Raw genomic sequence first — 23,606 nt, 5'->3', positions numbered from 1 at the left:
TGGCTGCCTGTTAACGCGGCGTTGCAGGTGCCGGGGGCTAAGCTTCCCGGCCCTGAACAGGGGTACACCTGCTTCGTGCGGCCCGCATCCAACAAGTCTTTTCCATGCACAGATTCCTGCTTCGCACTTTCCTCGCCCTGGCCATCCTGTCCGTCGTCCCGCTTGCCCAGGCGCAGGCCCAGGTTGAAGTGGCCGGCGGCGTTTCGGTCACCCGCGACTCGGAGACCACCGGCATCGCCTCGATCGCCTGGATGCCCGAATGGCGCCAGGCATACGGCGGCACCCTGCGCTGGGAGCTGGGCGCGATCTACGTGCCCGGACGCTCCGGTACCCACCTGGATCTGGACGACGACGTGGGCGTGTTCCACGGCGGCCTGCGCTACGACCGGCCCAACGGCTTTACCGCCGGGTTCGGCGCCGGCGTGCAGGTGGGCGAGACCGATGCCCTGTCGGGCAATCCGCAGTTCGTCAGCACCGTCGGCTGGCGCTGGAACCGCTTCTCGCTGCTGGCCCGCCATATCTCCAACGCCAGCATCATGCAGCCCAACGACGGCGAGACGATGCTGCTGGCGGCCTGGCGCTTCTAGCCCGCCGCTTCCACCGGCGCAGCGTATTCGCGGCGCACCCGCTTCAGGCCCGACAGCAGCCGGTACGGGCTGCTGGCGCAGTGCGCGGCGACCTCGGCCACCGGTAGATCCGGGCCCCACAGTTCCACCGGCGTGCCGACCCCTGCGTGCGGATGCGCGGTGAGATCAACCGTCAGCATGTCCATCGAGACCCGGCCGATCAGCCGGCTGCGCGCGCCATCGACCAGCACCGGCGTGCCCATCGGCGCGTACTGCGCGTATCCATCCGCATAGCCCATCGCCACCACGCCCACCCGCGTGGGCACGTCGGTGACGAAGCCGCCGCCGTAGCCGATCGGCTCGCCCACGGCCAGCTCGCGCACCGCGATCACGCGTGACTGCAGGCGCATCACCGGGCGCAGCGCGTCGGCGGCCGCGCACGGGGCGTCGAGCATGTGGGTGCCGTAGAGCATCAGTCCCGGGCGCACCCAGTCGCGGCGCGCGCGCGGCCATGCCATCAGCCCGGCCGAATTGGCGACGCTGGCCGGCGTGCCGGGCGGCAGCGCCGCCAGAGCGGTGTTGAAGGCGTCCAGCTGCTGTGCGGTGCGCGGCTGGGCAAGCTCGTCGGCGCGGGCGAAGTGGGTCATCGCGACCATGTCTTCGACCCATCCCAGCGCCTGCAGCCGCTGCCAGGCATCGGCGAATTCGCCTGCCGACAGGCCCAGCCGGTGCATGCCGGTGTCCAGCTTGAGCCAGGCTGTCCAGGCGCGGCCGGGCCGGTGCCGCTCCAGCGCCTCCACCTGCCAGGGCGAGGCGATCACCGTCCACAGCCCGTGGCGTTCGATCAGCGCCAGTTCGGTGGCCTCGAAGAAGCCTTCCAGCAGCAGGATCGGCGCGCGGATCCCCGCTTCGCGCAGCTCCAGCGCCTCCTCGATGCAGGCCACCCCGAAGCCGTCGGCCTCGCCATCAAGCGCCTGCGCGCAGCGCACCGCGCCGTGGCCGTAGGCGTCGGCCTTGACCACCGCCAACGCGCGCCCGCCGCCCAGCCGCCGCGCGTGGCGGTAGTTGTGGCGCAGGGCGTCGAGGTCGATCCGGGCGAGGGCGGGACGCATGTGGGGGCAGCCGGTCAGTGCGAGGCGGCCGGTGCCACCGGCCAGGGTCGATCGTAGCGCGAGATGTCCAGCCCTTCCGGATCGATCGCCGGGGTGCGGCCGTCGACCAGGTCGGCCAGGTAGCGGCCCGAGCCGCAGGCCATCGTCCAGCCCAGGGTGCCGTGGCCGGTGTTGAGCAGCAGGTTGGAGTAGCCGGTGGCGCCGATCACCGGCGGGCCGTCGGGGGTGGACGGGCGCAGGCCTGTCCAGAACTCGGCCGCCTCCAGGTCGCCGCCCTCCGGGTACAGGCTGCGCACCACCATCTCCAGGGTCTGGCGGCGGCGTTCGGGCAGCGACATGTCGTAGCCGGACACCTCGGCCATGCCGCCGACCCGGATGCGGTCGTCGAAGCGGGTGATGGCGACCTTGTAGCTCTCGTCCAGCACGGTGGAGATCGGCGCCATGCCGGGGTCGCGGATCGGGATGGTCAGCGAGTAGCCCTTGAGCGGGTAGACCGGCAGGCGGATGCCCAGCGGCGCGAGCAGGGGGGCGCTCCAGCTGCCGGTGGCCAGCACGTAGCGGTCGGCGCTCTCCAGGCGGCCGTCGATGCGCACGCCGGAGATCTTGCCGCCGCCGGCCTGCAGCGCCTCCACGGTGCCCTGGCGGAACTCCACGCCCTGGCGGGCGGCCAGTTCGGCCAGCTGCACGGTGAACAGGTGGCAGTCGCCGGTTTCATCGCCCGGCAGGCGCAGGGCGCCGACCAGGTCGTCCTGTACCTTCGCCAGCGCCGGCTCGGCGCCGATGATGCCGGCGCGGTCGAGCAACTGGTAGGCGACCCCGTACTGTTCGAGGATGGCGATGTCGCGGGCGGCGGCGTCGAGCTGGGCCTGGGTGCGGAACAGCTGGGTGGTGCCCAGGGTGCGCTGTTCGTACTGCAGGCCCTGCTCCTGGCGCAGCTGCTCCAGGCACAGGCGGCTGTATTCGGCCAGGCGCACCATGCGCGCCTTGCTCACGCCGTAGCGGGCGCTGGTGCAGTTGCGCAGCATCTGCCACATCCAGCGGTACTGGGCCGGGTCGGCGGTGGGCTTGACCGCGAGCGGGGCGTGGCGCGAGAGCAGCCACTTGATGGCCTTGAGCGGGATGCCGGGGGCGGGCCAAGGCGAGGCGTAGCCGGGCGAGACCTGGCCGGCGTTGGCGAAGCTGGTTTCCATCGCCGGCTCGGGCTGGCGGTCGACGACGACGACGTCGTGGCCGGCCTGGCGCAGGTACCAGGCGCTGGTGACGCCGACGACTCCGGAACCGAGAACCAGGATGCGCATGGTGATGTCTTCGCGTGCAATCGCGTCAAAGCAGGGAGGCCGGCCAGTATATTTTTGATATGGCAGTGATATTTCCCGTTTATGATCCACAGATCGGGGAAAAATCCTGTTTTCCCGCTGTTTGGAGGAGGCTTGCATGGCCAGGCGAGGGCTGGATCGGATTGACCGCAGGATCCTGCGCATCCTGCAGCGCGAGGGGCGCATTCCTTTCACCGAGCTGGGCGAGCGGGTGGGGCTGTCGACCACGCCGTGCGCGGAGCGGGTGCGAAGGCTGGAGCGCGACGGGGTGATCACCGGCTATCACGCGCGGGTGACCCCGGAGGCGGCGGGGGCGGCGCTGCTGGTGTTCGTGCATATCAGCCTGGCGTACAAGTCGGGTGACATCTTCGAGGAGTTCCGGCGCGCGGCGCTGAAGCTGCCGCACGTGCTGGAGTGCCATCTGGTGTCGGGGGATTTCGACTACCTGATCAAGGCGCGGATTTCGGAGATGGCGTCGTACCGCAAGCTGCTGGGGAGCACGCTGCTGACGCTGCCGTATGTGCGCGAGTCGCGGAGCTACATCGTGATGGAGGAGGTGAAGGAGACCCTGGAGCTTCCGCTGGCGGATTGACGCGGGGTGGTTCGGGAAGGCTGCGTTGGCTTGGGTGCGGCGCGATGATCTGGAGGGCCCCGCCGCGGCCGGGAGGCCTTTTCGCTCCATGTCCCCCGGCCTCCGCCTGCGGCTACCCCGCCGGCCCGCCCGTGGAACATTCCATCCAGCGCTGGAAAATTTCCCCTGCTTGCCCTTGAACCCGGAAATCGGGGCCCCATGTTCGGGTCACGCCCGGTTCGCCGGGTCTTGCTGCCCGCGGCTTTGGCACTCCCAAGGGTGGAGTGCTAAGATCGCCGCCCAATTTCCAACCCGATCAATCACTTGACGAGGATCGACATGAGCAATATCAAGCCGCTTTACGACCGCGTGGTCATCAAGCGTACCGAGGAAGAGAAGATGTCGGCCGGCGGGATCGTGATCCCGGATTCGGCGACCGAGAAGCCCATCAAGGGCGAAGTCGTGGCCATCGGCGACGGCAAGGCGCTGGACAACGGCGACGTGCGCGCGCCGAAGGTGAAGGTCGGCGACCAGGTGCTGTTCGGCAAGTACAGCGGCACCGAGGTGAAGCTGGAAGGCACCGAGTACCTGGTGGTCCGCGAGGACGACATCCTGGCGATCCTGGGCTGATCCGCGGCTCTTTCGATCCCCATATCCCCCCAATCACAAGACATCACATTCCGGAGTTAGCAAATGGCTGCCAAGGAAATCCGTTTCGGTGAGGACGCGCGCTCGAAGATGGTGCGCGGCGTGAACACCCTCGCCAATGCCGTCAAGGCCACCCTCGGCCCCAAGGGCCGCAACGTCGTGCTCGACAAGAGCTTCGGCGCCCCCACGATCACCAAGGACGGCGTGTCCGTCGCCAAGGAGATCGAGCTGGCCGACAAGTTCGAGAACATGGGCGCGCAGATGGTCAAGGAAGTCGCTTCCAAGACCTCCGACAGCGCCGGTGACGGCACCACCACCGCCACAGTGCTGGCCCAGGCGCTGATCCGCGAGGGCTCCAAGGCGGTTGCCGCGGGCATGAACCCGATGGACCTCAAGCGCGGCATCGACCAGGCCGTGCGCGCCGCCGTGGACGAGCTGAAGAACATCTCCAAGCCCACCGCCGACGACAAGGCGATCGCCCAGGTCGGCACCATCTCGGCCAACTCCGACGAGTCGATCGGCTCGATCATCGCCGACGCGATGAAGAAGGTCGGCAAGGAAGGCGTGATCACCGTTGAAGAGGGCTCGGGCCTGGACAACGAGCTGGACGTGGTCGAGGGCATGCAGTTCGACCGCGGCTACCTGTCGCCGTACTTCATCAACAACCAGCAGTCGATGAGCGCCGAGCTGGATGATCCGTTCATCCTGCTGCACGACAAGAAGATCTCCAATGTTCGCGACCTGCTGCCGGTGCTGGAAGGCGTGGCCAAGGCCGGCAAGCCGCTGCTGATCGTGGCCGAGGAAGTCGAGGGCGAGGCCCTGGCGACCCTGGTGGTCAACACCATCCGCGGCATCGTCAAGGTCGTGGCCGTGAAGGCCCCGGGCTTCGGCGACCGTCGCAAGGCGATGCTGGAAGACATGGCCGTGCTGACCGGTGGCACCGTGATCTCCGAGGAAGTGGGCCTGCAGCTGGAAAAGGCCACCATCCAGGACCTGGGCCGCGCCAAGAAGGTGCAGGTGACCAAGGAGAACACCACCATCATCGACGGCGCCGGCGACGTGGCCGACATCGAGGCCCGCATCAAGCAGATCAAGGCGCAGATCGAGGAGACCTCCTCGGACTACGACCGCGAGAAGCTGCAGGAGCGCGTGGCCAAGCTGGCCGGCGGCGTGGCCGTGATCAAGGTCGGCGCTTCGACCGAGATCGAGATGAAGGAAAAGAAGGCCCGCGTCGAAGACGCCCTGCACGCCACCCGCGCCGCGGTTGAAGAGGGTGTGGTGCCGGGCGGCGGCGTCGCCCTGATCCGCGCGCTGCAGGCCATCGGCGAGCTCAAGGGCGCCAACGAGGACCAGACCCACGGCATCGCCATCGCCCTGCGCGCGATGGAGGCCCCGCTGCGCGAGATCGTCGACAACGCCGGCGAGGAGCCCTCGGTCATCGTCAACAAGGTCAAGGACGGCCAGGGCAACTACGGCTACAACGCCGCCAACGGCGAGTTCGGCGACATGATCGAGTTCGGCATCCTGGATCCGACCAAGGTCACCCGCTCGGCGCTGCAGAACGCGGCCTCGATCGCCGGCCTGATGATCACCACCGAAGCCATGGTGGCCGAGCTTCCGAAGAAGGAAGAGCCGGCCATGCCGGGCGGCGGCGACATGGGCGGCATGGGTGGCATGGGCGGCATGGGCTTCTGATCCCGCCCCATCTGCCGTACCGCAACACGGAAAACCCCGCCGCGAGGCGGGGTTTTCTTTTGGACGTCCGTTACAGATGTGGGAGACGTGACTGTTGTCGCGGTGGGCTGACGGGCCCCGCCGCGGCCGGGAACCCTTTGCGCTCCATGTCCCCCGGCCTTCGCCTGCGGCTACGGCCTCCTCCTTTACTTACGCGCAAAGGCCTCCCGGCCACGGCGGGGCTCGGCTGCGGGGACGGCGCCGACGTGGCGACGCGTGTGCTTTGTGGGTGGGGGAAGAATGGCTACCTTGTGCGGGTGTCCGTCGGACCTGTCGACGGTCGACTCTCACGATGGAGTGCGCCTGATGAAGCTGATCCTGTCCCTTGCCGCGGTTCTGACCGCCGGATCCCTGCCGGCTGGTGCCCTCGCCGCGCCCGTTTGCGCCGACCTGCTGGTGGTCGATGCCGACATCCGCACGCTGGATGAGGACATGCCGCGTGCGAATGCGCTGGCGACGATCGGGTCGCGCATCGCGGCTGTCGGAGATGAAGAGGAGGTCCGCGGGCTGGCCTGCGGGTCGACCCGGGTGATCGACGCCGGCGGGCGGCTGGTGCTGCCCGGCTTCAACGACAGCCACGTGCACTTCATGGACGGCGGCCAGGGGCTGTCGTCGGTGGACTTGCGCGATGCCGATTCGCAGCGGGAGTTCGCGCGCCGGATAGCGGACTTTGCCGCGGATCTGCCGGAAGGCGCCTGGATACTCAATGGCAACTGGGACCACGAGCGCTGGAATCCCAACGACCTGCCCACGCGCCAGCTGATCGACGCGGCGACGCCGGACAACCCGGTGTTCGTGCAGCGCCTGGACGGGCACATGGCGCTGGCCAACAGCCTGGCGCTGGAGCTGGCCGGGCTCACCCGCGACACGCCGGATCCGCCGGGCGGGGAGATCGTACGCGACGCCGAGGGCGAGCCGACCGGGGTGCTCAAGGACGATGCGATGGCCGCGGTTTCGGCGGTGATTCCCGAGCGCAGTTTTGAACAGGCGCTGGCGGTCGCGCAGGCGGCCACCGACCACGCCGCGTCGCTGGGCGTGACCAGCGTGCAGGACATGGGGCCGAACCGGCCGGGCGTATACCAGGAGCTGGCGCGCCAGGGCCGGCTCAAGACCCGGATCTATGCGGTCTCGCCGCTGGGTGACTACCAGCGCTGGGTGCGCGCCGGCATCCGCGCCGCGTTTGGCGGGCCGATGCTGCGGGTGGGTGGGCTGAAGGGCTTCACCGACGGCAGCCTGGGCTCGACCACGGCCTGGTTCTTCGAGCCGTACCTGGACCAGCCGGACTCCACCGGCCTGGCGCTGGAGCAGGCCAGCCGCCATCCCGACCTGGTGGCCGGCGCCGAAGAGGCCGGGCTGCAGGTGATGATCCACGCCATCGGCGACCGCGCCAACCACGAGGCGCTGGAGGTGTTCGAACAGGTGGCCCGCGAACACGGCGAACGCGACCGTCGCTTCCGCATCGAGCATGCCCAGCACCTCAACGACGGCCTGATCCGCCGGTTCGCCGAGGGCGACGTGATCGCCTCGGTGCAGCCCTACCACGCCATCGACGACGGCCGCTGGGCGCACCGGCGGCTGGATGCCAAGCGCCTGGCCGGCACCTATCCCTTCCGCAGCATGCTCGACGCCGGCGTGAGGCTGGCGCTGGGCACCGACTGGTACGTGGCCCCGCTCGATCCCATGCTCACCGTCCACGCCGCGGTGACCCGCGCCACCCTCGACGGCAGGCATCCGGACGGCTGGTTCCCGGAACAGAAGCTCACGGTCGAGCAAGCCGTGCGCGCCTACACCGTCGGCTCGGCTCACGCCGAGCTCCAGGAGCACCAGAAGGGCACATTGGCCCCCGGCATGCTGGCCGACTTCGTGGTCTGGTCGCAGGACATCTTCGACATTGCCCCGGAAGCGATCCGCGACACGCGCGCGCTGGTGACGGTAGTGGACGGGCGGGTGGTGTACGAAGCCGAGTGATTCGCGGCTCCATTGGCGCGCACCGCGCTGGTGCCTTGCGTGCGGATACAAAAAGGCCCCCGCATTCCTGCGGGGGCCCGGTTGGCGCGGAGGGGGAGCGGAGTTACAGGTCCACGCCAAAACCGATGCCGGCGCTCGCTTCGCCGCTGCTGAAGGCGCCGCCGATGGAGAACGAGGCGGTGCGGCCGATGCGCTTGCCGTAGCCGATCGACAGGCCGTGCTCGCCGCCCTGGAAGCCGGCGCCCACGGCGATGCGACCCCGTTCGCTCTGGGTGCCGGCGGCGTTGATCGCCATGTTCAGCATGGCCGTGCTCATCGCGCCGATGCGGTCGATGCGGCGGTCCTGGCGGTGCAGGCGGTGGTCGAAGTCGTCGAAGCGGTCCTCGAGCGTCGTCAGCCGGCTGTTGATGCCGTCGGTGTCGAAGCCGACCAGTGCCTGGATGGCGTTGTCGGTGTAGGTGTTGGCTGACGACAGGGTGGAGGCGCTGCGCGCGTCGGTGTACTCGTTCGCCTCGGCGAGGGTGGCTTCGTCGCCTGCCTCCATGTCCGCGCGGATCGCGGTTTCGCGGACATCGGTGTAGCCGTTGGCCTCGGCCAGGGTGGCGGCGTCGCCGGCGTCGGCGATCTCCTGTACCCGGGTTTCGCTGACCAGGTCGAGGCCGGCGATCTGGGCGTCGGTGTAGTCGTTGGCCGCGGTCAGGGTGGTGGCGTCGCCGGCGTCGGCGATCTCGCGCACCCGCGCTTCGGTCACCCCGCCGCCGCCGACCACGCCGTCCAGCGCGGCCTGAAGCTGGCGCAGGTTGACCGCGTCGGTGCCGCCGGTCGCGTCGTCCACGTTGGTGATCCGGCGCAGGTTGTCGGTGCTGCCCACCGAAACCGTGTTGGCTTCGCTGGCGGTGGAGCGGGCACCGATCGCCACCGAGTTGGTGGCCTCCACCTCGACCAGGGCATTGACGCCGATCGCGATGCCGCCGCTGCCGGTGGCACCCGTGCCGCCTTCCGCCAGCACCGTGGCCTCCCTGCCGATGGCCAGGGCTTCGTAACCGGCGGCATTGGCCCGCACGCCAATGGCCAAGCTCTGATGGCCCGCGGCCGTCGAATCGTAGCCGAAGGCATTGCTGCGCAAGCCGCTGGCGGTGTTCAGGTAGCCGAAGGCACTGCTGCGCTCACCTTCGGCGGTGTTGTTCGTGCCGAACGCGTTGCCGCCGCTGCCGGTCACTTCATTGGAGTGGCCGAATGCGTTGCCGCCGCCGCCACTGACGCTGTTCGCGTAGCCGACGGCGGCCGCGTTGTTGGCCGTGACCTCGTTCATGTAACCGAAGGCGCTGGACTGCGAGTTGCCCACAGTGTTCCGGAAGCCCACCGCGGAGGCGGATCCGCCGGCAGCCGTGTTGTGGGCGCCGAAAGCGGTGCTGGCGCCGCCGCTGGCGGTGTTGGAGTAGCCGAATGCGTTGGCGTTCCCGCCGCTGGCGGTATTTTGCCAGCCGAACGCGTTGGCGTAGGTGCCGCTGCTCGTGTTGGCGATGCCGAACGCGGCGCCGCTCTCGGCCGTGTTGGAGGTGCCCACGGCTGCGCTGTTCTGGGCTACAGCGGTGTTGCGGTGGCCGATGGCCGACGTCTGCACGCCGCTGGCGATGTTCCGGTCGCCGACCGCGGTGCTGCTTGAGCCGCTCGCGGTGTTGGAACCACCGACCGCGGTGCTGCCGGTGCCACGGGCGATATTGTTGGCGCCAACGGCAGTGCTGGCCGAGGCACTGGCGTTGTTGCCTTCGCCGTAGGCGCTGGCGTTTGCGGTACAGGTGCTGTTGGGCGTGCCGGCATCGCCGGCGTGGCCGGAGTGTTCGTTGCCTTCGGTACGGCTGGCGCTGTTGTCCTGTTCCCATTCCCCGGTCGTGGAGTTGAACACCCAGCAGCCGGGGCCGGCCGGGTCGGCCTTGGCCGGAAGCGCAAAGGCCAGGCCCAGGGCGAGGCTGAGCGGTACGAGCTTGAGTGCGGTACGGGTGGTGGCGTGGTGCATTGTCTTTCTCCTTGTCGGGTTGGTGGTGAAGTGGCCGCATGCGCATGCCGGACCCTCCATCCACGCGAACGCATGGCGGAAACTGACAGCTGGCGGGGTCTGGATCAGCGGCCCGGTCCTTGCCGCGCCGGGCACGCGCGGCAACGGCTTACCGGGCCTCGTAGTACACGGTGCCTGCGAGCCCGGGGGCTTCTCCTTCCGGATGGAAATGGAACCGGAAGCCGAGGGACAGGCTGCCCAGGCGGAACAGCCAACGGCATTTCGCCTCTGGCAGCGCGGTACGCCGCATCATTTGGTGATGATCCGCAGGCGCTCGACCTGCCCCGAGGCGGGCGCGTCGCAGGTCTGCTGGCCGGAGAAGTCCGCGACCGGCATGTTCTGCGTCGACAGGCCCTGGCCCCCGGCCATCCCGTGGCAGGCCGATGCGCTCATCACGCCCTCGTTCCTGCAGGTGATGACCAGATCCCAGCAGGCCTGGAAGGCGCCGTCGCCGCCGGTGCGGGTGACCGTGCAGTCGACCCCGTGCGGGCCGGGGGTGCCGCAGTCGACGCGCGCGGCGACCGGGTTGGCGTTGACGGTGCAGGCGGCGAAGGCCAGCCCGGCGAGGGACAGCGCGGCGGCGTGGACGATGGCCTGGAATTTCATGATCGGGCGTTCCTTGAGTGTCTGCATGGGGCTCAGTAGCCGATGGCGATGGTCGCCGTGCTGTCCGGACTGCCGGACGAGTCGGGGATGAATTCAAGCTGCATGTTCTCTGCGGGCTCCTCCTCGGTGTCCCAATCGCGGAGCTTCAGCGGCTGCCTGGACTCGCCGTCCATGAGCACCGCGCTGGCCGTGTAGCGGCCGATCGGGATGTCCTCCAGGTAGGCGAGCTGCCGCCAGTAGTTGTCCCCCGGCCGCAGCACGAGCGTCCTGCCTTCCGAGCCGTCGATCAGCGGGCCTTCCGGCTCCAGCGTGATCTCGACGTCCTCCATTTCGTAGAAGCCGGTCTCGTTGAAGACCTTGACCAGTCCGCCGTAGTAGCCCCATTCGCTGTCCGGTTTGCGCCCTTCCAGCTTCCAGGTGAAGTTGCGCACCGCGCCGCTGTCGTCGAAGGAATCGATGCTGTCCGGATGCAGGTCGAGCGAATAGGTCCGCCCGTTGTAGTCCTTCCTGATCGTGGCGTAGGCGCGCCATGCGCCGGGCTGGACCTTGAGGCGATAGCTGCCGTCTTCGGCGGTGGAGCCGTTGATGTAGGAGGCGTAGAAGACGGTGTTGTCGAGCAGGATCTTCGCGCCGGCGATGGGGTTGCCCCGGGTGTCGACGACCGTGCCGGTGGCGTAGCCGCTTTCCGGCCTGGCCGTTGCGGCGGCGCCGGATCCGTCGCAGGCGGACAGCAGCGGCAGCAACACGGTGGCCAGCATGGTCATGGAAGCCTTTGCCATGGCCATGTCAGCGGCGGAACAGCCCGCGCAGCAGGCCTTTGGCGCCTTCGCCGGCGGCCTCTTCACCGACCTCGCGCGCGGAAGGCGCGGCGACGCCGGACGGCATCAGCATCGCGGTGGACTTGGTGCGCACGCGCACGCTCCAGCCGGGGCGGGCGGAGTCGTCGGTGATGGTGCGTTCGTTGCCGTAGGCGATCATCTGCACCATCGGCGCGCCGGCCGCGAACACCTCCTCCGGCACTTGGCAGCTGCGCGCGTCGCTGCCCAGCAGCGTGCCCTGTTTCGTCCACTGCGCGACCAGCGACTCGGGCAGGAAGTCGACCAGCTCCGGACCCGCGTAGGCGTCGGCGGCGCTGCTCCACATCACGATCGCGTCGCCGTCCATCACGGTGGCGTGGATGAAGTAGGCGCGGGCGCCCTCGACGCCGTTCCAGCTCAGCAGGGTGCCGTGGTCGTTGCTTTCGCGCTCGAGCTCGAGTTCGGGCAGGAAGTCGTGCGCGGGGCCGAGGTCGAACCGCATCGAGGCCGGCACGCCCTCGCCGCTGACCTGGTGGGAACCGGCCAGCGAGGCCTTCCCCGACACCGACCTGCGGCTGGAGGGATTCGGCCAGAGCGCATACTCGGGGCCGGCGCTGATCCCGCGCTGCGGCACGCTGCGCGGGGTCATGGCGCGGCCGCTGTTGACCGGCTTGCCGTCGCGCACGCTCATCGTGAACGTCGCCGGCTGGCCGGAGCGCACCTGTTCGCCGCAACCCCAGTAGTAGCGGATGGTGTAGGGGCCGCCGTCGGCAAGCGCGTGGCCGCCGGTCGCGCCGTTCGTGCCGCCGTTGCTGCTTTCCCGCGCGGCGGGCGCCAGCAGGTCGATCTCATCGCCCAGGCGCAGGCCCCGGGGAACGGCCTGGCTGGCCGGTGCGCCGGGCCGGGCGCTGCTGTGCAGGGCGACGTCCATGTACCTGCCGGGCATGCCCGGGTGACGCGCCATGCCGTAGTGGGCGTTGCCGCCGGTCACGCCTCCTGCAAGGCGGCCGAGCACGCCCATGCCGCCCATGCCGGGCATGGCGTGGGTGGCGACGTCGATGTAGAGCTCGGCCGGCGCATCCTGTGCGGCGGCCGGCGTGGATGCAGCGGCGGCCAGTGCAAGCGCCAGCGCCGCGGAGACGAGGGAACGGGAACGATGCATGTCGGAACCACCCGGTGGAGGGGGCCGAACGGCGGCCCGGCCGTGCCCGGTGCGTCCGGACACCTCATCCACGCAATCGGGGGGTGGGAACTGACAGCCCGGCAGGGCGTGCAGCCGGGAAGGCCAATGCCGGGCTACGGCACCGCCAGACAGTTCGCCTCGTTGGGCAAGGCAAGGCAGTGGGAAAGCGGAGGGGTGTCCCCGAGGTCGCCCAGCGCCGCGGCCAGTTCCATCTGGGCCGCAGCGTCGCCCGACCTGCGCGCCAGCAGCAGCGACAGCATCCAGGGTCGCATCCACTGGGTGCGGGTGATGTCGGTCTCGGCCGGATGGCTTTGGCGGATCCCGGCGGCAAGCCCGGTGGCCTCGGAGATCTCGCCGCGCGCAAAGTGCAGCTCCGCCTGGGCCTGCATCCGCATGATGGCCACCGGTGCGCCCTCGGCCTGGGGGCACTGGGCCAGGGTGTGTTCCGCCTCTTCCACCTTGTCCAGTCGCAGCTGGGCAGTGGCCAGCAGGCCGCAGGTGTCATAGCCCTGCTTGGTGTCGCGGTGGTCGAGCTGCCCGAGGATCCGCCAGGCGCGCTCCAGGTTTGCGAGCGCGATATCGACCTTGCCCACGCTCAGGTGGGCGTGGCCACTCATTCTGAAGCAGGATTCGATCTGCTGCCCGTTGTTCGGGAGCTGCGCGTGGATCGCGTCAGCTACTGAATAATATTGCAGCGAATCGGCGCTGTGCCCGGTGTAGTAGAGGTAACCGCCGAGGGCGCAGTACGCGAGGGCTTTGGTGGAGTGGGGGTTGGCATAGATGCGATCGACCAGCTCGACCGCCTCGAAAGCGATCTCCCCGGCGCGGTCGTCATGCCCCGCCGCCAGGAACACGACCGCGCTGTCGGCAAGGGTGTGCGCATGGCGGCCGCTGCCAGGCCCGTATACCAGGCGCGAGAGCCGGATTATCTCCTCCGCGTTCGCAACGTGCCGTTCCGCGCCGGGCTCGCCGGACATGTAGGCAGCGCTGGCCAGGCCATACAGTGCGGCAAGGTGGGTTTCGGTGTCCTGGAGTCCGTGCCGTGGCAACGCCTCCATGACCGCCTCGGACTCGGCGCGGGAGGCGTCGCGGTCGGTGAAGAAGAGCGCGCTGGCGAGCGTGATCCTGGCGTCGAGATAAGGCGTCGCGCTGCCATTTTCCGCCATGGCCAACGCGCCAAGGTCGACCGCACGGCGCGCGTGCATGACCGCAGCTTCGGTTTCGCCGCTCCGCCTGAACACGCGGCTCAGATCGGCCTGGATACGGGAGCGTTCGGGATATGCATGCGTCTGCTTGCCCGACAGGATCCTGGCCGCCTGCGCCAGGTCGGCCTTGGCGTTGTGCAGGTCGTCCAGCTCCGCCCTTGCACTGCCAGTCAACATCAGGATGTCGGCGGCGGCCAGTTGGTCGGTGTACAGGACGTCCGAGCGCGCGCGACGCGCGCTTTCGTCGAGCAGTTCCAGTGCAGTGGGCGTTGTGCCCGAGGCGGGTTCGGTCGACTCGAACACGCCCGCAAGGAAATTGCGTACCAGCACGGCACGCTGTGCCTGTTCCTGAGCATTCCCGGCTTCGCGCCGTGCCTCGCCCGCTTGCCACAGCGTCGCGCCGATACCGCCGGCCAGGCTGGCCGCCAGCAGCACGGCCGCCGCCACGCCAACCTTGTTGCGCGCGGCGAACTTGCGCATGCGGTAGCCCAGCTTCGGCTGCTGGGCCAGTACCGGCCGGCCGTCCAGCCATCGGCGCAGGTCGTCGGCGAAGGCCTCGGCGGTGGCATAGCGCTGCTCTGGCTCCTCGGCCAGGGCCTTGAGCAGCACCCGGTCCAGGTCGGTCTTCAGCGGCACGTAGTGGCGGTGGTAGGCGTCGCCGGCGTTGCGCACCAGCAGCGAAGGACGGGTTGAACGGGTGCTGTCGGTGCCTGCCTCCGGGGTGCGCCCGGTCAGCAGCCGGTGGAGCAGGGCGCCCAGGCCGTATACGTCCACCGCGGTGCTGGGCGGGTCGCCGCGCAGCTGTTCGGGTGCGGCGTAGCCGGGGGTCAGGGCGCGCCACATGGTCCGGGTCTGTTCGCCCTCGGCGTCTGCGAATGCACCGATGCCGAAGTCCAGCAGGCGCACGTGCCCGCCCTCGTCGACCAGCACGTTGGACGGCTTGATGTCGCGGTGGATGACCAGGTTGCGGTGGGCATAGGCCACGGCGCCGCAGACCTGCAGGTACAGACGCACGATGGCGTGCGCGTCCAGCGCGTTGGCGTCGCACCAGCGGTCGATGCGCTCGCCGTCCACCAGCGGCATCGCCAGCCAGCAGGTGCCGTCGCCGGCCACGCCCGAATCGGTCAGGGCGGTGACGTTGGGGTGGTTGAGACGCGCCAGGATCTCGGCCTCGCGCTGGAAGCGCTCGCGTCCGATCGTGCCCAGCGCGCCCAGGGTCAGGATCTTCACCGCCGCCTGCTGGCGGGCGATGCCCTGTTCGCGCCAGGCGCGGTAGACCACGGCCATGCCGCCGCGGCCGATTTCGCTGTCCAGCGTCCAGTCGCCCAGCCGGTTTCCGGTGAGGTTGCTGCCGGCGGGATCCATTCCGCCGCGCGGCTGGAGATGGGCGGCAACGAGTCGGGCCAGGCGCCGGCGCACAGGTTCGGGCAGCGTCTGCGCCGCCAGCCAGGCGTCGCGCTCGCTGGCGGGCAGATCCAGCCACTGGTCGAACAGCGCATCGGCGGCCTGCCAGTGCGCGATTTTGTCGGGATCCATCATCGTCCTCGTTGTGATCCGGACTCACCGGCGCGTCTGGACACCTTGTTCACGAAATCCTGCAGCCAGGACTGACAGCCCGACCCGCCAGCGCGAATCGTTCAGGGTCCAGCGCCGTCCTCGTCGAGCATGGCCTGCAGGAACGCGCGGGCGCGCTCCCACTCGCGGTGCACGGTGCGCTCGGAGACCTCCAGCATCGCCGCGATCTCGGCGAACTCGAGCCCGCCGAACCAGCGCAGCTCGACCACCTTCCGGCGCTGCGGGCTGATCGCTTCCAGCGCCTGCAGCCCCTCGTCCAGCGCCAGCACGTTGGTCAGCGCCGGGTCGGCGCCGGGGATCTGTTCGTCCAGCTCGATCATCACCTGGCCGCCGCCGCGCTTGGCGGCCCCGCGCGAGCGCGCGTGTTCGACCAGGATCCAGCGCATCGCCTTGGCCGAGGCGGCGAAGAAGTGGTTGCGGTCGTTGAGCGGCAGCGGGTTGCCCTGGGTGATGCGCAGGAACAGCTCGTGCACCAGCACGGTCGGGGAGATCGTGGCTTCGTTGCCGCGCAGGCGCGAGTTCGCCAGCCGCACCAGTTCCGGGTACAGGGCCTCGAACACCGCCGACAGCCGCTCGGGCTCACCCGCGCGGGCCTGGGCGAGCAGTACGGTGATTTCGCTGTCGGCCACCCTGGCTTCCCCCTCTTCCCGGGGCGACGCTAGCAGCCGGACGCGGTGCGCGCAATCGGTCGCGCGCCTGCAAACAAGGTGAATGGGCGCTGGCCGAACCCGGTGCGCGCTATCCCGCGGTGGTGGTCGCCGCCGCAGGCTCGCGCACGAACCGCGCCCGCAGCCGCGCCAGCGCCAGGTAGATCGCCGGCGTGGTGTAGAGCGTGAGCACCTGGCTGACCAGCAGGCCGCCGACGATGGCGATGCCCAGCGGCCGGCGCATTTCCCAGCCCTCGCCGGTGGCCAGCATCAGCGGCAGCATGCCCAGCAGCGCGGCCAGGCTGGTCATCACGATGGGACGGAAGCGCAGGCGCGCCGACTCCAGGATCGCCGCCTCCGGCGTCATCCCGCGCTCGCGCTGCGCGGCCAGGGCGAAGTCGACCATCAGGATGGTGTTCTTCATCACCACGCCCACCAGCAGGAACAGGCCCAGCAGTGAAATCAGATCCAGATCGGTGTCGAACAGCATCAGCGCCAGCAGCGCGCCCACGCCGGCCGAGGGCAGGATCGACAGGATCGCCAGCGGCAGGACGAAGCTCTCGTAGAGCACGCCCAGCACCAGGTACACCGCCAGCACCGCGCCCAGGATCAGCCACAGCTGGCGCTGGCCCATGTCCTGCAGGCTGCTGGCGTCCTCGCTCAGCCTGGCCTGCACCTCGTTGGGCAGCATGATCCCGGCCATCGCGCGGTCGATCGCCTCCACGCCCTCGCCCAGCGACACGCCCGGCGCGAGGGCGAAATTCACCCGCGTGGCGACGAACTGCTGGCGGTGCTGGATGCGGTCGGGCGCCATCCCGTACGACCAGCTGGCGAACGCCGAAAGCGGCACCCGCCGGCCGCCCTCGCCGATCGCGTACACCTGCTCCAGGGTGTCGGGCGACTGGGTATGGCGCGGATCCAGTTCCATCACCACCCGGTACTGGTTGAGGCTGTCGTACAGCGTTGCCACCTGGCGCTGGCTGAAGGAGTTGTTGAGCACGGTGGCCACGGTGCGCATGTCCACGCCCAGCTGCGCGGCGGTGGTGCGGTCGATGTCCAGCACCACCTGGCGGCTGCCCTCGTCGCCGCGCGCGTCCACGTCCACCAGCTCCGGCAGCGCCTCCAGCGCGTCTCCGATGCGCGGCGTCCACTGGCGCAGCGGGGCGATGTCGCCGGACATCAGGTCGAGGCGGTAGGTCTCCTCGTCGCCGCCGCCACCGCCGCCGCCGATGCGGATGTCCTGGTCCACCCACAGCCCCATGCGCCCGCCCGGGATGGACGGCATCTGCATGCGCAGGCGGTCGATCACCTCGCGGCTGGACACGCCGCGCTCTTCCAGCGGCTTCATCTGGATCATGATGAAGGCGTTGTTCACGCCGCTGTTGCCGCCGATGTAGCCGGAGATATGCTCGATTGCCGGGTCGGCCATCAGCAGCTGGCGGTAGGCGTCGATCTTGGGCTGCATGACCTGGAAGGAGAGGCCGTCGTCGCCGCGGGCAAAGCCGCGCAGCTGGCCGGTGTCCTGCTGCGGCACAGTGCCGCGCGGCACCTGGCCCGACAGCCACACGCTCAGGGCGATGGCGGCGGCCAGGGCCAGCAGCGCCAGCGGCACGTGCCGCACCACCCCGCCCAGCGAGCGCAGGTAGCCGCCGCGCAGGCCGTCGAACGCCATCCCGCCCAGGCGCTGCCAGGGAGTGACGATGCGATCGGGATCCTTGCGCCCGAGCAGCCGCGCGGACAGGGTCGGGGTCAGGCTCAGCGATACCAGCAGCGAGATGCCCATCGCCGCCACCAGGGTCAGCGAGAACTCGCGGAACAGGCGCTCGACGAAATCGTCCAGGAACAGGATCGACACGAACACCACCGCCAGGGCGAGGTTCATCGACAGCAGCGTGGCGCCGACCTCGCCGGCGCCGCGCATCGCCGCCTTCCACGGCGACAGCCCGTCGTCGATATGGCGGGCGATGTTCTCCAGCACCACGATCGCATCGTCCACCACCAGCACCGCGGCCACGATCAGCGCCATCAGCGACATGGTGTTGAGCGAGAAGCCCAGCAGCCAGATGATCGCCAGCGCGCCGAACAGCGAGACCGGGATCGCCAGCGTCGGCACCAGCGCCGCGCGCCAGCTGCCCAGGAACGCCAGCACCACCAGCACCACCAGCGCCACCGCCAGGAGCAGGGTCGTTTCGGCCTCGCCCAGGGTGGCGCGGATCACCGGCGAGCGATCCATCACCACTTCCATGTCCACGCCGGCCGGCAGCAGCGCGCGCAGGTGATCCATCTGCGCGTGGATCGCGTCCACGGTCTCGATGATGTTGGCGTTGGGCTGGCGGCTGACCACCAGCAGCACCGCGTCGCGGTCGTTGTGGAAGCCCGCGGCGTAGCGGTTCTCGGTGCCTTCGGCCACCTGGGCCACGTCGCGCAGGTGCACCGGGCGGCCGTTGCGCCAGGCCACGATCAGGTCGCGGTACTCCTCGGCGGCGCGCAGCTGCAGGTTGGCTTCCACCTGCCACTGGCGCGCGTCGGTGGCCACGTGGCCGAGCGGGCGCAGGGCGTTGGCGTTGCGGATCGCGCCGGCCACCTCGTCCAGGGCGATGCCGTACTGGTTGAGTGCCGAAGGGTTGAGCGAGACCCGCACCGCCGGCAGCGAGGCGCCGCCGGCCTCCACCTGGCCCACGCCCGGGATCTGGGCGATCTTCTGGGCCAGGATGGTCGAGCCCACGTCGTACAGCTCGCCGGGCGAGAGCGTCTCCGAGCTCAGCGCCAGCGACATGATCGGCGCCTGGGAGGGATTGATCTTGCGGTACTGCGGCATCCCCGGCATGCCGGAGGGCAGCTGCGCGCGCGCGGAGTTGATGGCCGCCTGCACCTCGCGCGCGGCCTCGTCGACGTTGCGGTCGAGCGAGAACTGCAGGTTGATCCGGGTCGAGCCCTGGCTGTTGGAGGAGGTGATGCGGGTGACGCCGGGGATGGTGCCCAGCGCGCGCTCCAGCGGGGTGGCCACGGTGGCGGCCATCGACTCGGGGCTGGCGCCGGGCATGCTGGCGGAGACCTGGATCGCCGGGTAGTCCACCTGCGGCAGCGGCGCGACCGGCAGCATCCGGTAGGCGAGGATGCCCGCCAGTACCACCGCCACCGCCAGCAGCACGGTGGCCACCGGCCGCTCGATGAACGGCCGCGAGAGGTTGAGCCGCTCCGGTTCCATCAGCGCGCCGGTTCCGCTTCAGCCGTCGCCCCGGCCTGCCGGCGGCGGTGGAACAGGCGGTCGAAGAACAGGTAGATCACCGGCGTGGTGAACAGCGTCAGCACCTGGCTGACCAGCAGCCCGCCCACCATCACCAGGCCCAGCGGCTGGCGCAGCTCGGCGCCCGAGCCGGAGGCCAGCATCATCGGGATCGCCGCGAACAGCGCGGCCAGGGTGGTCATCAGGATCGGCCGGAAGCGCAGCAGCGCCGCCTGGTGGATGGCCTGGCGGGGCTTCATGCCCTGTTCGCGCTCGGCCTCCAGCGCGAAGTCCACCATCATGATGCCGTTCTTCTTGACCAGCCCGATCAGCAGGATGATGCCGATCACCGCGATCATGTCCAGGCTGCGGCCGGTGAGCAGCAGCGCGGCCAGCGCGCCCACCGTGGCCGAGGGCAGGGTGGAGAGGATGGTGATCGGATGGATGAAGCTCTCGTAGAGCACGCCCAGCACGATGTACATCACCAGCACCGCGGCCAGGATCAGCCACAGGGTGCTGGACAGCGAGTTGCGGAATGCCTGCGCCGCGCCCTGCAGCCGCAGTTCGACCGCCGCGGGCAGTTCGATCGCGGCGCGCGCGGCCTCGATCTGGTCGACCGCCTCGCCCAGCGAGGCGCCCGGCGCGAGGTTGAACGACACTGTCGCCGCCGGGAACTGGCCGATGTGGCTGACCATCAGCGGCGCGGCGCGGGTCTCGACCCGGGCGATGCCGGACAGCGGCGTCTGCCGGCCGTCCGAGGTCGCCACGTGGATGCGCCCGATGGCGTCGGGCCCGAGCTGGAAGCGCCCGTCCACTTCCAGCACCACCCGGTACTGGTTGGCGTGGGTGAAGATGGTGGAGATCTGGCGCTGGCCGAAGGCGTCGTACAGGGCATTGGCCACGTCCGAGACCTGGATGCCCAGGCGCGCGGCGGCGTCGCGGTCGATGTCCACCCACGCCTGCAGTCCGCGGTCCTGGAGGTCGCCGGCCACGTCGGCCAGCGCCGGTGCTTCGCGGAGGTTTTCGATCAGGCGGTCGGTCCACAGGGCCAGCTGCGCGCTGTCCGGGCTGGTCAGCGCGAACTGGTACTGGCCGCGGCTCACGCGGTCCTCGATCGACAGTTCCTGCACCGGCTGCATGAACAGCTCGATCCCCTGCACCTGCGTCGCGCGCTGCTGCAGGCGGGCGATGATCGCGTGCGCGCCCTGGTCACGTTCGGCATGCGGCTTGAGCTCGATCAGCAGGCGGCCGGTGTTGAGGGTGGGGTTGGTGCCGTCCACGCCGATGAAGGACGACAGCGAGGCCACGTCCTGGTCCTCCAGGATCGCCGTGGCCAGCGCCTGCTGGCGCTCGGCCATGGCCTGGAACGACACCTGCGCCGGCGCCTCGCTGATGCCCTGGATCAAGCCGGCGTCCTGCGAGGGGAAGAACCCCTTGGGCACCATCACGTACATCAGCGCGGTCAGCGCCAGGGTGGCGACCACGATGCCGAGCATCAGCGGCTGGCGGGCCAGGGTCCAGTGCAGGGCGCGGTCGTACAGCACGATCACGCGGTCGAACATGTCGCCCTCGGCGCCGCTGGCCTTGTCATCCCCGGTGGCGATGCCATGGTCGCGCCCCGGCTTGAGGAAGCGCGCGCACAGCATCGGCGTAAGGGTCAGCGAGACCACCAGCGAGATCGCGATCGCCACCGCAAGCGTCATTGCGAACTCGTGGAACAGTCGGCCCACCACGTCGCCCATGAACAGCAGCGGGATCAGCACCGCGATCAGCGACACCGTCAGCGAGATCAGGGTGAAGCCGATCTGTTTCGCCCCGTCCAGCGCCGCCTGCAGCTTCGACTTGCCCTCCTCCAGGTGCCGGGCCACGTTCTCCAGCATCACGATCGCGTCGTCGACCACGAAGCCGGTGGCGATGGTCAGCGCCATCAGGGTCAGGTTGTTGAGCGAGTAGCCGGCCATCAGCATGAAGCCGAAGGTGGCCACCAGCGACAGCGGCACCGCCAGGCTGGGGATGATGGTGGCCGGGATGGTGCGCAGGAACACGAAGGTCACCAGCACCACCAGTCCGATCGCCAGCAGCAGCTCGTGCTGCACGCCCTTGATCGAGGCGCGGATGGACTCGGTGCGGTCGCTGAGCACGGTCACGTCCACGGCGGTCGGCATCGCCGCCTGCAGCCGCGGCAGCAGCGCGTGCACCGCGTCCACCACCTCGATCACGTTGGCGCCGGACTGGCGCTGGATGTTGATCAGGATCGCCGGGGTCTCGCCCGACCACGCCGCCAGCTGGCGGTTCTCCGGGCCCTGGTCCACTTCGGCCAGGTCGCCCAGCCGCAGCGGCGCGCCGCCGCGCCAGGCGATCACCAGGTCGCGGTACTCCTGGGCAGAACGCATCTGGTCGTTGGCGTCGAGCATGATCGCCCGGGTCGGGCCGTCGAAGCTGCCCTTGGGCATGTTGACGTTGGCCGCCGAGATCGCGGCGCGGATGTCGCCCATGCCCAGGCCGGCCGCGGCCAGCGCGTTGGGGTTCACCTCCACCCGCACCGCCGGGCGCTGGCCGCCGGCCAGGCTCACCAGGCCCACGCCGGGCAGCTGCGACAGGCGCTGTGCCATGCGGGTGTCGACCAGGTCGTAGACCTCCGGCAGTGGCAGGGTCGGCGAGGTCACCGCCAGGGTCAGGATCGGGGTGTCGGCCGGATTGACCTTGCGGTATACCGGCGGCATCGGCAGGTCGCCGGGCAGCAGGTTGCTGGCGCCGTTGATCGCCGCCTGCACTTCCTGTTCGGCCACCCCAAGGTCCACTTCCAGCGAGAACTGCAGGGTGATCACCGAGGCGCCGCCCGAGCTGGTGGACGACATCTGGTTGAGACCGGGGATCTGGCCCAGGTGGCGTTCCAGCGGCGCGGTGACCGCGCTGGTGGTCACCGAAGGGCTGGCGCCGGGGTAGAAGGTCAGCACCTGGATGGTGGGGTAGTCGACCTGCGGCAGCGCCGCCACCGGCAGCAGCCGGTAGGCGAAGATGCCCGACAACAGCAGCGCCAGCATCAGCAGCGTGGTCGCTACCGGGCGCAGGATGAAGGGGCGGGACAGGTTCATGCGCCGGCGCCGGTTCCGCTGTCGGCGGCCTGATCTTCACCGGCCTCCTCGACGGGCTGGCCGCTGGCGTCCACCACTTCCACCTTGGCACCGTCGCGCAGCCGGTCGATGCCTTCCAGCACCACCCGGTCACCTGCCTCCAGGCCCTCGAGCACTTCGATCCGGCCGTCGCTGGAGGCGCCCAGCGCCACGCTGCGCACGTGCGCGGTGTCCTCGGCGTCGATCACGTAGACATAGGTGCCCTGGCTGCCGAACTGCACGGCGGCGTCGGGGATCGACAGGGTTTCCGCGTTGCCCAGCTGCAGCCGGATGTTGACCGACTGGTTGGGGAACAGGCGGTCGTCCTCGAACAGCGCGCGCAGGCGCAGGGTGCCGGTCTGGGTGTCGATGCGGTTGTCCACGCTGGACAGGGTGCCGGTGGCCAGCAGCCGGCGCTCCTCGCGATCCCAGGCCTCCACCGGCAGGTCGTCGCTGCGGCGCATGGCCTGGATCAGCGAGGGCACCGCGGTTTCCGGAATGGAGAACAGGGCGCTGATCGGCCGGGTCTGGGTGATGGTGACGATGCCCTCGGCGTCGCCGCTGCGCACCAGGTTGCCGGCGTCCACCTGGCGCAGGCCCACGCGGCCGGCCACCGGCGCGGTGATGCGGGTGTAGCCCAGCTGCAGCCGGGCCTCGTCGACGGCGGCCTGGTCGATTTCGCGGCGCGCCTCGAGCTGGCGCACGCGGGCCTCCAGGTCCGACACGTCCTGGGCGGCGACGAAGTCGCTTTGGGCCAGGTCGCGGAAGCGGCGCAGCTGGATGCGGGTGTTCTCCAGTTCGGCCAGGTTCTGGCGCTGCTGGCCCTCGGCCTCGGCCAGGCGGATGCGGTAGGGCGCCGGGTCGATCTGGGCCAGCAGCTCGCCTTCGGCCACCCGCTGGCCTTCTTCGAACTCCACCCGCAGCAGCTCGCCGTCCACCCGCGAGCGCACCGTGACCTGGTGCAGCGGGGTCACCGTGCCCAGCGCCCGCAGCTGCACCGCCAGCGGCGCGCGTTCGGCCGCGGCCACGCGCACCGGGGTGGGCGGCCGGTTGCCGCCGGGGCCGAACGCGCCCCACCCGCCGCCGCCGGCCGGCGGCGGCGCGGCGTCTTCCCCGCCCGCGCAGCCGCGCCAGAGCAGCAGCACCGCGGCCAGCGCGGCAATCACGATCAGGATGGTCTTGGTGCGGCGGGAGGCTGGCTTCATGGAGTGTCCGTGGGGTGGTGCCGATCCCCGGGCGCGGCCGTGGCCGGTGGGGCCGTCGTGGTGCCGGCCCGATCCGGA

Annotated in this window: 16 protein-coding genes; 5 read left to right on the top strand and 11 right to left on the bottom strand. The window is 70.0% G+C overall.

Going from position 1 to position 23,606, the window contains the following annotated elements; translation table 11 throughout:
• Positions 1-104: 104 nt before the first annotated feature.
• A complete protein-coding gene (locus ACOZ90_RS07470) occupies positions 105-587 on the top strand; it encodes an acyloxyacyl hydrolase (RefSeq protein ID WP_422893027.1) in 483 nt (160 codons plus the stop codon).
• On the opposite strand, the gene alr is transcribed toward ACOZ90_RS07470, so the two are convergent.
• Together alr and ACOZ90_RS07460 are read right to left on the bottom strand one after the other, a co-directional pair.
• Positions 584-1,678, bottom strand: coding sequence for an alanine racemase (alr, locus tag ACOZ90_RS07465; RefSeq protein ID WP_422893026.1), 1,095 nt, complete (start codon positions 1,676-1,678; stop codon positions 584-586). The two genes, ACOZ90_RS07470 and alr, sit on opposite strands and share 4 nt — an antisense overlap.
• 14 nt (positions 1,679-1,692) lie before the next feature.
• Complete coding sequence (locus ACOZ90_RS07460; protein WP_422893025.1) at positions 1,693-2,976, bottom strand: D-amino acid dehydrogenase; 1,284 nt, start codon at positions 2,974-2,976, stop codon at positions 1,693-1,695.
• A 136-nt stretch (positions 2,977-3,112) separates the two neighbouring features.
• On the opposite strand from ACOZ90_RS07460, the gene ACOZ90_RS07455 reads away from it, so the two are divergent.
• The 4 genes from ACOZ90_RS07455 to ACOZ90_RS07440 all read left to right on the top strand — a co-directional run bounded on the left by ACOZ90_RS07455 (position 3,113) and on the right by ACOZ90_RS07440 (position 7,915).
• Entirely contained in the window at positions 3,113-3,586 is a 474-nt protein-coding gene (locus ACOZ90_RS07455) for an AsnC family transcriptional regulator (RefSeq protein WP_422893024.1), read from the top strand.
• 318 nt (positions 3,587-3,904) lie between these two features.
• Positions 3,905-4,195 (top strand): co-chaperone GroES, encoded by a 291-nt coding sequence (groES, locus tag ACOZ90_RS07450; protein ID WP_422893023.1) that lies wholly within the window; start codon positions 3,905-3,907, stop codon positions 4,193-4,195.
• Between the two features lie 63 nt (positions 4,196-4,258).
• On the top strand, positions 4,259-5,908 hold the full coding sequence (groL, locus tag ACOZ90_RS07445; protein WP_422893022.1) for a chaperonin GroEL: 1,650 nt from the start codon (positions 4,259-4,261) through the stop codon (positions 5,906-5,908).
• A 345-nt stretch (positions 5,909-6,253) separates the two neighbouring features.
• Positions 6,254-7,915 (top strand): amidohydrolase, encoded by a 1,662-nt coding sequence (locus ACOZ90_RS07440; RefSeq protein ID WP_422893021.1) that lies wholly within the window; start codon positions 6,254-6,256, stop codon positions 7,913-7,915.
• A 103-nt stretch (positions 7,916-8,018) separates the two neighbouring features.
• Here the strand turns inward: ACOZ90_RS07440 and ACOZ90_RS07435 are convergent, their stop codons facing one another.
• The 9 genes from ACOZ90_RS07435 to ACOZ90_RS07395 all read right to left on the bottom strand — a co-directional run bounded on the left by ACOZ90_RS07435 (position 8,019) and on the right by ACOZ90_RS07395 (position 23,528).
• A complete protein-coding gene (locus tag ACOZ90_RS07435) occupies positions 8,019-9,932 on the bottom strand; it encodes a hypothetical protein (RefSeq protein ID WP_422893020.1) in 1,914 nt (637 codons plus the stop codon).
• A gap of 288 nt (positions 9,933-10,220) precedes the next feature.
• Positions 10,221-10,577, bottom strand: coding sequence for a hypothetical protein (locus tag ACOZ90_RS07430; RefSeq protein WP_422893019.1), 357 nt, complete (start codon positions 10,575-10,577; stop codon positions 10,221-10,223).
• A 32-nt stretch (positions 10,578-10,609) separates the two neighbouring features.
• Positions 10,610-11,356, bottom strand: a complete 747-nt coding sequence (locus ACOZ90_RS07425; RefSeq protein WP_422893018.1) for a carboxypeptidase-like regulatory domain-containing protein — start codon at positions 11,354-11,356, stop codon at positions 10,610-10,612.
• A gap of 7 nt (positions 11,357-11,363) precedes the next feature.
• A complete protein-coding gene (locus ACOZ90_RS07420) occupies positions 11,364-12,536 on the bottom strand; it encodes a hypothetical protein (protein WP_422893017.1) in 1,173 nt (390 codons plus the stop codon).
• A 134-nt stretch (positions 12,537-12,670) separates the two neighbouring features.
• Positions 12,671-15,298: a serine/threonine-protein kinase gene (locus ACOZ90_RS07415; protein WP_422893016.1), complete on the bottom strand. Its 2,628-nt coding sequence runs from the start codon at positions 15,296-15,298 to the stop codon at positions 12,671-12,673.
• 101 nt (positions 15,299-15,399) lie between these two features.
• Positions 15,400-15,966 (bottom strand): ECF-type sigma factor, encoded by a 567-nt coding sequence (locus ACOZ90_RS07410; RefSeq protein WP_422893015.1) that lies wholly within the window; start codon positions 15,964-15,966, stop codon positions 15,400-15,402.
• A gap of 109 nt (positions 15,967-16,075) precedes the next feature.
• Positions 16,076-19,192: an efflux RND transporter permease subunit gene (locus ACOZ90_RS07405; protein ID WP_422893014.1), complete on the bottom strand. Its 3,117-nt coding sequence runs from the start codon at positions 19,190-19,192 to the stop codon at positions 16,076-16,078.
• Positions 19,192-22,305, bottom strand: coding sequence for a multidrug efflux RND transporter permease subunit (locus ACOZ90_RS07400; RefSeq protein WP_422893013.1), 3,114 nt, complete (start codon positions 22,303-22,305; stop codon positions 19,192-19,194). Before ACOZ90_RS07400 ends, ACOZ90_RS07405 begins: the two co-directional genes overlap by 1 nt.
• Entirely contained in the window at positions 22,302-23,528 is a 1,227-nt protein-coding gene (locus tag ACOZ90_RS07395; protein ID WP_422893012.1) for an efflux RND transporter periplasmic adaptor subunit, read from the bottom strand. The genes ACOZ90_RS07400 and ACOZ90_RS07395 overlap by 4 nt, the downstream gene beginning before the upstream one ends.
• Positions 23,529-23,606 lie beyond the last annotated feature (78 nt).

The sequence above is a fragment of the Luteimonas dalianensis genome (assembly GCF_049339425.1).
Classification (GTDB): Bacteria; Pseudomonadota; Gammaproteobacteria; order Xanthomonadales; family Xanthomonadaceae; genus Luteimonas; species Luteimonas dalianensis.
Note: the sequence above shows the minus strand (reverse complement) of the source record. Positions and strands in the feature narration are given on the sequence as shown.

What these genes read in the sequence shown, in the direction of transcription:
- ACOZ90_RS07455 (WP_422893024.1), top strand. Translation starts at nt 3,113, where the DNA reads ATGGCCAGGCGAGGGCTGGATCGGATTGACCGCAGGATCCTGCGCATC.
- alr (WP_422893026.1), bottom strand. Translation starts at nt 1,678, where the DNA reads ATGCGTCCCGCCCTCGCCCGGATCGACCTCGACGCCCTGCGCCACAAC.
- ACOZ90_RS07405 (WP_422893014.1), bottom strand. Translation starts at nt 19,192, where the DNA reads ATGGAACCGGAGCGGCTCAACCTCTCGCGGCCGTTCATCGAGCGGCCG.
- ACOZ90_RS07440 (WP_422893021.1), top strand. Translation starts at nt 6,254, where the DNA reads ATGAAGCTGATCCTGTCCCTTGCCGCGGTTCTGACCGCCGGATCCCTG.
- ACOZ90_RS07430 (WP_422893019.1), bottom strand. Translation starts at nt 10,577, where the DNA reads ATGAAATTCCAGGCCATCGTCCACGCCGCCGCGCTGTCCCTCGCCGGG.
- groL (WP_422893022.1), top strand. Translation starts at nt 4,259, where the DNA reads ATGGCTGCCAAGGAAATCCGTTTCGGTGAGGACGCGCGCTCGAAGATG.
- ACOZ90_RS07425 (WP_422893018.1), bottom strand. Translation starts at nt 11,356, where the DNA reads ATGGCAAAGGCTTCCATGACCATGCTGGCCACCGTGTTGCTGCCGCTG.
- ACOZ90_RS07420 (WP_422893017.1), bottom strand. Translation starts at nt 12,536, where the DNA reads ATGCATCGTTCCCGTTCCCTCGTCTCCGCGGCGCTGGCGCTTGCACTG.
- ACOZ90_RS07400 (WP_422893013.1), bottom strand. Translation starts at nt 22,305, where the DNA reads ATGAACCTGTCCCGCCCCTTCATCCTGCGCCCGGTAGCGACCACGCTG.
- ACOZ90_RS07435 (WP_422893020.1), bottom strand. Translation starts at nt 9,932, where the DNA reads ATGCACCACGCCACCACCCGTACCGCACTCAAGCTCGTACCGCTCAGC.
- ACOZ90_RS07395 (WP_422893012.1), bottom strand. Translation starts at nt 23,528, where the DNA reads ATGAAGCCAGCCTCCCGCCGCACCAAGACCATCCTGATCGTGATTGCC.
- ACOZ90_RS07415 (WP_422893016.1), bottom strand. Translation starts at nt 15,298, where the DNA reads ATGGATCCCGACAAAATCGCGCACTGGCAGGCCGCCGATGCGCTGTTC.
- ACOZ90_RS07460 (WP_422893025.1), bottom strand. Translation starts at nt 2,976, where the DNA reads ATGCGCATCCTGGTTCTCGGTTCCGGAGTCGTCGGCGTCACCAGCGCC.
- ACOZ90_RS07470 (WP_422893027.1), top strand. Translation starts at nt 105, where the DNA reads ATGCACAGATTCCTGCTTCGCACTTTCCTCGCCCTGGCCATCCTGTCC.
- groES (WP_422893023.1), top strand. Translation starts at nt 3,905, where the DNA reads ATGAGCAATATCAAGCCGCTTTACGACCGCGTGGTCATCAAGCGTACC.